Here is an 11,317-nt window from a genome sequence, read left to right on the forward strand (position 1 = left end):
GGCGCTCACGGCGCGGGCGCGGGTTCGCCGGCGGGCACCGGTGCGTCCGGGGTGCTTCCCCGCGGGTCGCGGCGGGAGAGCCGGCGGATCTGCGGGTCGATCAGGACGACGGCGCTCAGCAGCAGGCACAGCGCCGCGCAGGCCCACAGTGCGCCGGAGAGGCCGAGCGCGGCCGCGGCCGGGCCGGCCAGCGCGGTGCCGACCGGGGCCAGCGAGTAGGAGCCGAGCTCGTCGTACGCGGAGACCCGGGAGAACATCTCCTCCGGGATCTCCTGCTGGAGCACGACCATCCAGTTGACGCCGAAGACCGTGACGCCGACCCCGGACAGGAACATCGCGGCGATCAGCAGCGGCAGCGGGGCGCCGGCGGCCAGGGCGAGGGCCGGGGCGCCGAACAGGAACACGCCCCAGTTGCCGACCAGCAGGATCCGGCGGGGGCGCCAACGGGCCATCAGCAGGCCGGTGACGACCAGGCCGACGCCGTACGCGGACATCGCCAGGCCCCAGGCGCCCGCGCCGCCCAGGCGTTCGTCGGCCACCGTCGGCCCGTACACCGCCTCGACGGTGTTGATGCAGGCCACCACGACGGCGAACTGCAGCACGATCACCCACAGCCAGCGGCGGGAGGCGAACTCCCGCCAGCCCTCGCGCAGGTCGCGCAGCATGCCGCCGCCGGAGGGGGCGGGCGCGGACTCGGGCTCCAGGAAGAAGCGCAGGGAGGCGGCGACCAGGAAGCAGAGGGCGTCCAGGGCCAGCACCCAGCCGGGGCCGACGGCGGCGGTGAGCGCCCCGCCGAGGGCGGCGCCGCCGATCTGGGAGGCGTTCAGGCCCATCCGGAAGACCGCGAAGGCGCGGGCGGCGTGCTCCTGGGGGACGGCCTGCATGATCATGCCGCCGGCCGCGGGGGAGTAGAGGGCGTAGCCGGCGCCGCCGGCGGCGGAGAGCACCAGCAGCTGCCACAGCTGGACGTTCCCGGCCAGCACCAGGGCGGCCAGCACGGCCTGGGAGGCGCCGCTGAACAGGTTGGCGGCGACCATCACGTGGTGGCGCGGGAGCCGGTCGGCGAGGGTGCCGCCGACCAGCAGGAACAGCACGGTCGGCAGCAGCCGCGCGGCGGTGACGTAGCCCACCTCGGTGGCGCCGCCGCCGTTGCCGAGGACGGCGAAGGCGGTGGCGATGGGGGCGCCGGCGTTGCCGAGGCCGCTGATCACGGTGGCGGCGGTCTGGATGCGGAAGTTGCGGCTCGCCCAGGTGGGGCGGCGGGGGAGTGGGGTCGGCACCCGGGTGACTATGGTCGGAGTTCGTACCGGTGTCATCCGGATTTCGCGCCCGAACCGGTGGGGGCGGGCGCCGGCGGCGGATGGGGCGGGGCGGTGGGGCGGGGCGTCAGCCCAGGTGGCCCCAGAGGAAGGTGAGGGTACGGCGCCAGGCGATCCGGGCCTGGAGGGCGTCGTAGGTGCCCAGCGGGTTCTCGTCGTTCATGAAGGCGTGCCCGGCCGGGTAGAAGTGGATCTCGGGGCGGACGTCGGTGGCCTCGCCGATCCGGGTGGCCGCCTCGTCCACGGCGGCCATCGGGATCGAGCCGTCGAGTTCGCCGAAGTGGCCGAGGACGTGGGCGGTCAGGCCGCGGTAGTCGAAGTCGGGGTCCGCCGGGAGGCCGTAGAAGGGGACCGCGGCGGCCACGGCGTCGCCGGCCCGGGCCGCCAGCATCAGGGCGAAGCCGCCGCCCATGCAGAAGCCGACCGCGCCGACCGCGTCGCCGACCACGCCGTCCAGCGCGAGCAGGTGGCCGACGGCGCCGGAGAGGTCCTCGACGGCCCGCTCGACCGGGAGTTCGCGCTTGAGCCGGGCCGCCTCGGCGCCGTCGTGGGTGGTGGTGCCGCCGAAGAGGTCGGGGGCCAGCACGGTGAAGCCTTCGGCGGCGAAGCGGTCGGCCATGTCCGCGACGTGCGAGGTGAGCCCCCACCACTCCTGGACCACCACCAGGCCCGGTCCGACGCCCTGCGGAGGGCGGGCCAGGTACCCGTGCGCGGTGCGGCCGTTGCTCGGGAAGCTGACGTTCTGCCGGGGGCCGCCGTGGTCGGGCATGGCTTCCTCTCGGTGGGTCGGGCCGGTCGGGGCTGGGCCGTTCGGCGGTCGGGCCGTCTGCGGCGGGGAGCGGGAGGGCGGGGCCGGTCAGCCCATCTCCTCCAGGGCGCGGCCCTTGGTCTCCTTGATGCAGAAGGCCACGAACGGGATGGAGAGCAGCGCGAAGGCCGCGTAGATGACGTACGTCGCGGAGAGGTTCCAGTCGGCGAGGTCCGGGAAGCTGACCGTGATCGCCCAGTTGGCGATCCACTGGGCCGAGGCCGCGACCGACAGGGCCAGCGCCCGGATCCGGTTGGGGAACATCTCGCCGAGCAGCACCCAGACCACCACGCCCCAGGAGAAGGCGAAGCAGAGCACGAACACGTGGGCGGCGACCAGGGCGACGGTGGCGTGGGTGTTGTCCAGGGTCGCGGTGTCGCCGGTGCCGTGCCGGTAGGAGAACGCCCAGGCGGCGGTGCCCAGCGCGGCCGCCATGCCGATCGAGCCGGCCAGGGCCAGCGGCTTGCGGCCGATCCGGTCCACCAGGGCCATCGCGATCACCGTGCCGATCACGTTGACGATGGAGGTGGAGAGGCTGATCAGCAGCGAGTTGGACTCGTTGATGCCGACCGACTGCCAGAGCAGGGAGGAGTAGTAGAAGATCACGTTGATGCCGACGAACTGCTGGAACACCGAGGCGCCGATGCCGATCCAGACGATCGGCAGCAGGCCGAAGCGGCCGCCGAGCAGGTCCTTGAGCCGGGGCTTGTGGGCGGATTCCAGCACCGCGCGGATCTCGGCGACCCGGGCGTCCAGGTCGACGTCCTCGCCCTCGACCTCGACCAGCACCTTGCGGGCCTGCTCCTCGCGGTGGTCGGCGATCAGGAAGCGCGGCGACTCCGGGATGGAGAGCGCCATCAGCCCGTACACCAGGGCCGGGATGGTCTCGACGCCGAGCATCCACTGCCAGGCCTGGATGCCGCCGAGGTGGCCGGTGGACTCGCCGCCGGCGGCCTGGTTGAGCGCGTAGTTGGCGAGCTGCGAGACGGTGATGCCGAGCACGATCGCCATCTGCTGGAAGGAGGCGAGCCGGCCGCGGTAGGCGGTCGGCGCGACCTCGGCGATGTAGGTCGGCGCGATCACCGAGGCGATGCCGATCGCGACGCCGCCGACCACGCGCCAGCTCGCGAGGGCCTCGATGTTCGGCGGGAACATCGAGCCGATGCCGCTGGCCGCGAACAGCACGGCGGCCAGCAGCATGGTGCGCACCCGGCCGAAGTGGTCGGCCAGCCGGCCGGCGACCACCGCGCCGGCGGCCGAGCCGAGCAGCGCGATGGCCACCACGAAGGCGGTGGTGCCGTGGCCCACCGCGAAGTGCTTCTGGATGCCCGTCACGGCGCCGTTGATCACGGCGCTGTCGTAGCCGAACAGGAAGCCGCCCATCGCGGCGGCCGCCGAGATGAAGATCACGTGCCCGAGGTGGGCCTCGCCGGAGGCCCGCTGGTGATGGACTGTGGACACGCGCGCTCCCCGGGTGGACGGGCCCGCCCCGACGGCTGGGCAGGACTCGTCTCACATTCGAGCAGCGCGGCGGCCGACCCGCCCGAGTTGGGGACCGATCGGGTGAAACGGGGTCAGTCGGCGGCGCGCGCGGTGGCCGTGCGCCGCTCCTGGAGCCGCTCCTGACGTCGGCGGTGGCGCCGCAGCAGCTGGGTGCGGGCGGCGGCGTCCTGGTCCCGGCGGAGCGCCGGGGCGTCCGCGCGCTCGGCGAGCCGCCCGGCGATCGCATGCTGTTCGGCGGCCGGCTTCTTGTCGTCGTACTTGAACTTGGCGCGCACCTCGCGGACCGTCAGGCGGAGCCCGCGCAGGCCGGGCAGCAGCCGGCCGAACTCCGTCCGGCCGGGGACCACCCGGACCTCAGGGGTCTCCGGCTGGAAGTGCGCCAGCTGGCGGTTGAGGATCTCCGCCTTGCCCTCGGCGGACTCCACCACCTCGGCGGTGCAGTGGAAGTGCACCGAGGCGTAGTAGCTGGTGGGCGTGCCGGGCTCGCCGCGCCAGTGGCCGGGCGCGAAGGCGTAGCCGTCGGTGACCGCCAGGGTGACGTTCGGGTCGGCGCGGACGGCGGTCAGCAGCGGGTTGGGCGTGGCGAGGTGGAGCAGGATCTCGCCGCCCTCCTCGTCCAGCAGGAAGTGGGTGGGGACGAGCACCGGGCCCTCGTCGGGGCCGCCGTTGGCGGCGAGCAGGCCGAAGTCGCGGCCCTCGGCCAGCCAGGCGCGCCACTCCTCCTCGTCACCTCGGTCCCAGGACCTGATCAGCATCGGACGGCCTTCCTCAGCGGGGGTAGCGGCGCATGTGCGCGGGCAGCGGGACGTTCGGGTCGTGCGGCTCGGGGGCGCCGTAGGCGGTGCTGACCGGGACGGTGCCGGACCAGTACGGCAGGTCGGCGTCGGCCGGGTCGTCGGCGGCGCCGTCCGAGCGGGTCTTCGCCGAGACCTCGTCCAGCTCCAGCCGGAGCACGGCGGTGGCGGCGAGCTCCTTGGGGTTGGCCGGGCGGATCTCGCCGGAGCGGCCGGGGACGACCTGGTCGACGATGGCGGCCAGCGCGACGTCCAGCTCCTCGGGGTCGGTGACCTGGTACGCGGTGCCGTGGGCGACCACCGAGCGGAAGTTCACCGAGTGGTTGAACGCGGACTTGGTCAGCACCAGGGCGTCGACGTGGGTGACCGTGAGGCACACCTGGAGGCCCTGGTCGTCGGCGGCGCCGCGCAGCGGGCGGCTGCCGGTGGAGCCGTGGACGTAGAGCCGGCTGCCGACCCGGGCGAAGACCGTGGGCAGGACGACCGGGGCGCCGTCGACGACGAAACCGAGGTGGCAGAGGTAGGCATCGTCGAGGATGGCGTGGATCGCCTCGCGTTCCCAGGTGGCGCGGTCCTTGTAGCGGGTGGGGGTGGTGCGTGGGGTCCGGGCGTAGTCGGTGCCCTCGGTGTTCGTCGGCGTGGTCGACATGACAACCCCTATGTACTAGTGCATAATCTGGTTTGTGCTAGGAGACTATCCGCTGAAAGGGCGACGCGCCAGCGAAATCGCGGCCCACATCGAACAGGGCGTGAGCAGCGGACAGCTCGCGCCCGGAACCCCGCTCCCCCCGCTGCGCGACCTCGCCGTCGAACTCGGCGTCAACCCCAACACGGTGGCCGCCGCCTACCGGCTGCTGCGCGACCGGGGCGTGATCGAGACGGCCGGCCGCAAGGGCAGCCGGATCCTGCCCCGGCCCGCGCTCACCCCCCGCGACCAGATCCGCGTCCCGGTGCCCGAACGCGCCCGCGACCTCTCCACCGGCAACCCCGACCCGGCGCTGCTGCCCGACCTCGCCCCCGCCCTCGCGGCCGCGGTCGCCCGGACCGGACCCGTGCTGTACGGGCAGTCGCGGATCGACCCCGGGCTGCTCGAACTCGCCCGCAGCTCCTTCGAGGCCGACGGACTGCCCGGCGGCCCGATCGCCGTCGCCTCCGGCGCGCTGGACACCATCGAGCGCACGCTCGGCGCCTGGCTGCGCCCCGGCGACGCGGTGGCGGTCGAGGACCCGGGCTGGGGCAGCCTGCTCGACCTGCTGCCCGCGATGGGGCTGCGCCCCCTGCCCGTACGGCTGGACGACGAGGGGCCGCTGCCGGAGGCGCTGGCCGCGGCACTCGCCGACGGGGCCCGCGCGGTGGTGGTGACCAGCCGGGCGCAGAACCCGACCGGTGCGGCGCTCGGCGAGGCGCGGGCCGCGGCGCTGCGGGCCGTGCTGGCCGAGCACCCCGGGGTGCTGCTGATCGAGGACGACCACGGGCACGGCATGGTCGACCAGCCGTACCGGCCGCTGGTCGGCGCGGGGCCGCGGCACTGGGCGGTGGTGCGCTCGGCGGCCAAGGCGTACGGGCCGGACCTGCGGGTGTCGGTGATGGTCGGCGACGAGGAGACGGTCGGGCGGGTCGCCGGGCGGCTGCGGCTCGGCGCGGGCTGGGTCAGCCACCTGCTGCAGCGCACCGTCGCCGAGCTGTGGCGCGCCGACGCGGCGCCCGCCGCGAGCGTGGCCGCCGCCTACCGGGAGCGGCGGGACGCGCTGCTGGCGGAGCTGGCGGCGCGCGGCATCGAGGCGCACGGGGCGAGCGGGCTGAACGTCTGGGTGCCGGTGCCGGACGAGACCTCGGCGCTGGCGGCCCTGGTGCAGCGCGGCTGGGTCGCGGCGCCCGGGGCGCGGTACCGGATCCAGTCGCCGCCCGGGCTGCGGTTCACCGTCGCGGGACTCGACCGGGCGGGCGCAAGGGACCTGGCCAACGATCTGGCGGCGGTTCTGGGAACGGGCGGTGCCGACACCCGGCTGGTCTGAACCCGTCGGTAACAAAGCGGGAAACCTGCTGCACGTACCTAGCGGTAACCGGCGCGGCCATGCCATCTTTCGTGCGCCACCGGCGCCGGCGGCCTTCCCTCACGTACGCGTCTTCCCGTCCCCATCGCGCGGGGAGACCGAGCCGCAGGAGTTCCGCCGTGCCCGAAAACAGTTCGAGCAGCACCAGCAGCACCCCTGGACTCGGCCGTCGGCTGCTCACCGCAGCCGCAGCCCTGCCGCTGACCCTGGCGGGGCTGGCCCTCGCCGCGCCCGCCTCGGCGGCCCCGGCCGCGCCGGCCGCCGCGCCGGGCGGACCGACCGCGAGCGTCACGCTCGGCGACAGCTACATCTCCGGCGAGGCCGGCCGCTGGAAGGGCAACTCGGCCGACTCCAGCGGTAACCGGACCGGGACCGACCGGGCCTGGAACGGCAGTTCGTACGACCCCTCGCTGGTCTACGGCGCGACGGCGGCCGGCGGGTGCGACCGCTCCGACGTCGCCGAGGTGCTCGGCGCCCAGGGCGTCGCCCAGAAGCAGGTCAACCTGGCCTGCTCGGGCGCCGTCACCGGCAACGTCTTCCGCGCCTCCAACGGCGGGCAGTCCCTCAAGGGCGAGGCCCCGCAGGCCGACCAACTCGCCACCGTGGCGGCCCAGAACAACGTCAAGCTGATCACGCTGTCGATCGGCGGCAACGACCTCGGCTTCTCCGGGATCATCTCCAACTGCGTGCAGGACTACCTGGTCTGGTACTCCTACTGCCACAGCTCGGCGCAGTCCCAGATCGACTCCAAGATGCCCACCGCGATGGCCGGGGTGAGCAAGGCGATCGACGAGATCCGGGCCGTCATGACCAACGCGGGCTACGCGCGCTCCGACTACCGGCTGGTGCTCCAGTCGTACCCCTCGCCGATCCCGCGCAGCGCCGAGATGCGCTACCCGGAGAGCGGCTGGAGCCGGTCGGACACCGGCGGCTGCCCGTTCTGGGACGGCGACGCCGACTGGGCGCGCGACTCGATGGTGCCGCAGATCTCCAAGGCGCTGGCGGGGGTCGCGGCCGCCAAGGGGGCGCAGTTCCTGGACCTCTCCAACATGCTCCAGGGCCGTGAGGTGTGCTCCACCTCCGCGCAGCAGCCGAGCGCGGGCTCCGGCCCGTCCGCGACCACCAGCGAGTGGGCGCGCTTCCTGGACGGCGGTCTCAACACCAGCCAGGGCGCGGTCCAGGAGTCGATGCACCCGAACTACTACGGGCAGCAGGCGCTGGGCGCGTGTCTGGGGCAGCTGTGGACCCGGCCGACCGGCAACTACGCGTGCAACAACACGGCCGGGCGGGACGCGAGCGGGATGTACCTGACGGCGGAGTGAGGCGGACGTGCCGCCGCCCCTCGCCCGGAGTGTGCGGGCGGGGGCGGCGGTGCGGCGCTCGGCTCGCCTTCGGCTCGGCGCTCGGCTCGGCTTTCGGGTCGGCTTTCGGGTTCAGCCCTTGGCGAGCAGGGACTGGGCGTGGGCGCGGACCTGATCCTTCGTCAGATAGGCGTCGGTGTACTCGAAGTCCTGCAGCCGGGCGGGCTGGCGGGCCAGGAAGCCGGTGCGGACGAAGTCGTCCCCGGCGGTCGCGTTGAGCAGCCAGTTCGCCCCCACCCGGAACTTCGCCGCGTTGGTGCGCATCGCCATCAGGTGGTAGCCGCGGGCCACCAACTGGGCCGGAACACCGCGTAGTTCGACGCCCACCGGCTTGGAGACCGCGTCCTTGCCGCCGAGGTCGACCACCAGGCCGAGGTCCTTGTGGTAGTACGGCTCCAGCGGCTGGCTGCGCAGCGAGGCGATCACGTTGTCGGCCACCGCGCGGCCCTGGCGGGCCGAGTGCTGGGCGGTCGGCGGGCAGACCGCGCCGTCGCCCTTGGCCAGGTCGGGGACGGCGGCCGCGTCGCCGAGCGCGAACACGCCCTCGAACTGCGGCACCCGCATCTCCGCCGTCACCGCGAGCCGGCCGCGGACCGTCTCCGCGTCCAGGGTGGCGATCAGCGGGCTCGCGGCCACCCCGGCCGTCCAGATCAGGGTGCGGCAGGGGATCACCCGGCCGTCGGTGAACTTGACCGTCTCGGCGCCGACCTCGGCCACCGACACGCCGAGCGACACCTCGATGCCGCGGCCGCGCAGCACCTCCAGGGCCGCCGTGCCGAGGGCGTCGCCCAGTTCGGGCATCAGCTTGGGGGCGATGTCGATCAGGTGCCACTTGATCTGCTGGGCGTCCAGGCGCGGGTAGCGGCGGGCGGCGGCGGTGGTGAGGCGCTGCAGGCAGGCGGCCGTCTCGGTGCCCGCGTAGCCGCCGCCGACGACCACGAACTGCAGCCGGGACTCGCGCTCGTGCTGGTCCAGGGTGGCCGAGGCGAGGTCGAGTTGGGCGATCACGTGGTCGCGGACGTAGGCCGCCTCGGCGAGCGTCTTCATGCCGCGGGCGTAGTCGGTCAGGCCGGGGATGTCGAAGGTGCGGGTGACGCTGCCGGGAGCGAGCACCAGGACGTCGTACTTCTGCGCGACCACCTCGTCGGTGATCTTGCGGACCACGCACACCCGGGAGGCCGGGTCCACGCCGATGGCGCCGCCGGGGACGATGTGGGTGCGGCGCAGGCTCCGGCGCAGGGAGACCGCCACGGACTGGGGGGTGAGGACGCCGGCCGCGACGTGGGGCAGGAGGGGGAGGTAGAGCTGGTAGCTGAACGGCGTGACCAGCGTGATCTCGGCCTCCGACGGCGAGAGCTTGCGTTCGAGGCGGCGGGCGCACTCCAGGCCTGCGAAGCCGCCGCCGACGATCAGGATCCGAGGTCGTTCCATCGCTCATCCCTTTGCCGTACAGGTCGTACCGGAAGGCCCCCATTACTGTCCGCCACACTCGCACGGAGCAGCGGGGGCTGCCACCGGGATGGGGCGCAGGGGGGAGGAGGGGGAAGAGGGGTTCCTGAAGAGGGGCTCCTGTCGGCGGCCGGGGCGGGGCGGGGCACCGATAGGCTGTCGGGCGTGCTCCCCGAGGTGACGGCGATCCGGTACGTGACGCCACTGCGAGAAGGCGGCTCGATGCCGGGCCTGGTCGAGGCCGACGACCGGCGGCTGTACGCGCTGAAATGGGTCGGCGCCGCGCAGGGCCGGAAGGCGCTGGTCGCGGAGGTGCTGGCCGGCGAGCTGGGGCGGCGGCTGGGGCTGCCGGTGCCGGAGCTGGTGACCGTCGACCTGGATCCGGTGCTCGCGCGCAGCGAGCCGGACCACCAGGTCCAGGACCAGATGCGGGCCAGCGGCGGGACCAACCTCGGGATGGCCTTCGTCAGCGGGGCGCTGAACTTCGACCCGCTCTGCTTCGAGGTGGACCCCGAACTGGCCGGGCAGGTGCTCTGGTTCGACGCGCTGATCGGCAACGTCGACCGGTCCTGGCGCAACCCCAACCTGCTGGTGGCGACCGGCGGGCTGCGCCTGATCGACCACGGCGCGAGCCTGATCTTCCACCACAACTGGCCCGGCGCCGCGGCCTGGGTGCGCCGCCCGTACGACGCCTCCGACCACGCGCTGCTGCGCGCCCGGCCGGACCTGGCGGCGGCGGACAAGGCGCTCGCGCCGATCGCGGAGGAGGCCGTCGAGGCGGCGGTGGCGCAGATCCCCGAGGTGTGGCTGGTGGACGAGTTCGGCTTCGACTCGCCCGAGGACGTACGCGCCGCGTACCGCGCCCAGCTGACCGGGCGACTGGCCGGTCCGCGGGACTGGCTGCCGGAGGTGTCCGCATGACCGGGCCGCTGTCGGCCGCGCTGCCGGCCGTCGTGGAGCTGCACGACTACGAGTACGCCGTGATCCGGGCGGTGCCGCGGGTCGAGCGGGGTGAGTGCGTGAACGTCGGGGTGCTGCTGTACTGCCGACAGAGCGCCCACCTGGCCGCGCGGACCCACCTGGACCAGGCCCGGCTGCTGGCGCTGGACCCGGTCGCGGACGTGCAGGGGGTGCGCCGGGCGTTGCAGGGGATCGAGGCGGTCTGCCTGGGCGGGCCGCAGGCCGGTCCGGCGGCCTCGGACAGCCCCGGGCAGCGGTTCCGCTGGCTGACGGCGCCGCGCAGCGCGGTCGTCCAGCCGGGGCCGGTGCACACCGGGCTGACCGCGGACCCGGAGGTCGAGCTGCGGCGGCTGTTCGAGCAGCTGGTGCTCTGACCCCGCCGCTCCGGGCCCGGCCCTGCTGCGCCTCCCGCGTCTCCGTCCCTCCTGTCCCTCGTGCCCCGAACGGGGTTACTGTGAGGCGGCTCGCCGACGTTTGCCGTGGTCAAAGCTTGAGTTAGTGAAGCACTCAGCCGTACGCTGACCCCATGGGTTCGATCTCGACGACGACCGTACCGACCAACGCCGAGCTGATGGAGGCGTTGGCCGCCGTCGGTGCCGCGTACTTCCAGGACTTCGCGGCCGCCGCGGCCCGGCACGGGCTGTCCTCCTCCCAGGCCAAGGCGCTGGGCTCGGTGCAGGAGCCGGTGCCGATGCGCGCGCTGGCCGGGCGACTGGGCTGCGACGCGTCGAACGTGACCGGGATCGTGGACCGGCTGGAGACGCTGGGCCTGGCCAACCGGGAGGCGGCCGCCGGTGACCGCCGGGTGAAGATCGTGGTGATCACGGCCGAGGGCCGGGAGATCCTCAACCGGATCCGCGGCGAGATGGCCCGCACCCACCAGGCCTTCTCGGCGATGACCGACGAGCAGCGGATCGCCCTGCACTCGATCTGCGGGCAGGTCCTCCCGGTGCTGGCCGGCCGGACGGGCGCCGCGCCGCAGTAGCGGCGGCCACCGGGGCCGCCCGGGGGGGCCCCCCCCCCGGCCCCCCCCCCGGGGGGGGGGGGGCGGCGCCCCACCCCCCCCGGA

General features: G+C 74.2%; 11 protein-coding genes. 5 read left to right on the forward strand and 6 right to left on the reverse strand.

Annotation, left to right across the window (positions count from 1 at the left end):
- Positions 1-5 precede the first annotated feature (5 nt).
- From ACFWXO_RS33635 to ACFWXO_RS33655, 5 genes are all read right to left on the reverse strand, one after another.
- Positions 6-1,280 (reverse strand): MFS transporter, encoded by a 1,275-nt coding sequence (locus ACFWXO_RS33635; protein ID WP_375893601.1) that lies wholly within the window; start codon positions 1,278-1,280, stop codon positions 6-8.
- Between the two features lie 106 nt (positions 1,281-1,386).
- The gene (locus ACFWXO_RS33640) at positions 1,387-2,088 is read right to left on the reverse strand and encodes a dienelactone hydrolase family protein (protein ID WP_375893603.1); all 702 of its coding nucleotides are present in this window, start codon (positions 2,086-2,088) and stop codon (positions 1,387-1,389) included.
- A gap of 87 nt (positions 2,089-2,175) precedes the next feature.
- Complete coding sequence (locus ACFWXO_RS33645; protein WP_380528714.1) at positions 2,176-3,588, reverse strand: sugar porter family MFS transporter; 1,413 nt, start codon at positions 3,586-3,588, stop codon at positions 2,176-2,178.
- 113 nt (positions 3,589-3,701) lie between these two features.
- Positions 3,702-4,385 carry an FMN-binding negative transcriptional regulator gene (locus ACFWXO_RS33650; protein WP_380528716.1) on the reverse strand — a complete coding sequence of 228 codons (684 nt, stop codon included), beginning with the start codon at positions 4,383-4,385 and terminating at the stop codon, positions 3,702-3,704.
- 13 nt (positions 4,386-4,398) lie between these two features.
- Entirely contained in the window at positions 4,399-5,073 is a 675-nt protein-coding gene (locus ACFWXO_RS33655) for a pyridoxamine 5'-phosphate oxidase family protein (protein WP_375893608.1), read from the reverse strand.
- Between the two features lie 34 nt (positions 5,074-5,107).
- On the opposite strand from ACFWXO_RS33655, the gene ACFWXO_RS33660 reads away from it, so the two are divergent.
- Together ACFWXO_RS33660 and ACFWXO_RS33665 are read left to right on the forward strand one after the other, a co-directional pair.
- Positions 5,108-6,439, forward strand: a complete 1,332-nt coding sequence (locus ACFWXO_RS33660) for an aminotransferase class I/II-fold pyridoxal phosphate-dependent enzyme (protein ID WP_375893610.1) — start codon at positions 5,108-5,110, stop codon at positions 6,437-6,439.
- Between the two features lie 158 nt (positions 6,440-6,597).
- Positions 6,598-7,800, forward strand: a complete 1,203-nt coding sequence (locus ACFWXO_RS33665; protein ID WP_375893612.1) for a GDSL-type esterase/lipase family protein — start codon at positions 6,598-6,600, stop codon at positions 7,798-7,800.
- 111 nt (positions 7,801-7,911) lie between these two features.
- Here ACFWXO_RS33665 and ACFWXO_RS33670 read toward each other — a convergent pair whose 3' ends face one another.
- On the reverse strand, positions 7,912-9,270 hold the full coding sequence (locus ACFWXO_RS33670) for an NAD(P)/FAD-dependent oxidoreductase (RefSeq protein ID WP_380528719.1): 1,359 nt from the start codon (positions 9,268-9,270) through the stop codon (positions 7,912-7,914).
- Positions 9,271-9,453: 183 nt separating this feature from the next.
- Between ACFWXO_RS33670 and ACFWXO_RS33675 the strand changes: the two genes are divergently transcribed.
- From ACFWXO_RS33675 to ACFWXO_RS33685, 3 genes are all read left to right on the forward strand, one after another.
- Positions 9,454-10,209, forward strand: coding sequence for a HipA family kinase (locus ACFWXO_RS33675; protein ID WP_375893615.1), 756 nt, complete (start codon positions 9,454-9,456; stop codon positions 10,207-10,209).
- Complete coding sequence (locus ACFWXO_RS33680) at positions 10,206-10,622, forward strand: DUF3037 domain-containing protein (RefSeq protein WP_380528721.1); 417 nt, start codon at positions 10,206-10,208, stop codon at positions 10,620-10,622. The genes ACFWXO_RS33675 and ACFWXO_RS33680 overlap by 4 nt, the downstream gene beginning before the upstream one ends.
- Before the next feature lie 152 nt (positions 10,623-10,774).
- A complete protein-coding gene (locus tag ACFWXO_RS33685; RefSeq protein ID WP_375893617.1) occupies positions 10,775-11,233 on the forward strand; it encodes a MarR family winged helix-turn-helix transcriptional regulator in 459 nt (152 codons plus the stop codon).
- Positions 11,234-11,317 lie beyond the last annotated feature (84 nt).

The organism is Kitasatospora sp. NPDC059088 (assembly GCF_042738155.1).
Taxonomy (GTDB): domain Bacteria; phylum Actinomycetota; class Actinomycetes; order Streptomycetales; family Streptomycetaceae; genus Kitasatospora.

Excerpts from the sequence above, each read along its gene's own strand:
- ACFWXO_RS33670 (WP_380528719.1), bottom strand. The coding sequence starts at position 9,270 with ATGGAACGACCTCGGATCCTGATCGTCGGCGGCGGCTTCGCAGGCCTG.
- ACFWXO_RS33685 (WP_375893617.1), top strand. The coding sequence starts at position 10,775 with ATGGGTTCGATCTCGACGACGACCGTACCGACCAACGCCGAGCTGATG.
- ACFWXO_RS33640 (WP_375893603.1), bottom strand. The coding sequence starts at position 2,088 with ATGCCCGACCACGGCGGCCCCCGGCAGAACGTCAGCTTCCCGAGCAAC.
- ACFWXO_RS33655 (WP_375893608.1), bottom strand. The coding sequence starts at position 5,073 with ATGTCGACCACGCCGACGAACACCGAGGGCACCGACTACGCCCGGACC.
- ACFWXO_RS33650 (WP_380528716.1), bottom strand. The coding sequence starts at position 4,385 with ATGCTGATCAGGTCCTGGGACCGAGGTGACGAGGAGGAGTGGCGCGCC.
- ACFWXO_RS33680 (WP_380528721.1), top strand. The coding sequence starts at position 10,206 with ATGACCGGGCCGCTGTCGGCCGCGCTGCCGGCCGTCGTGGAGCTGCAC.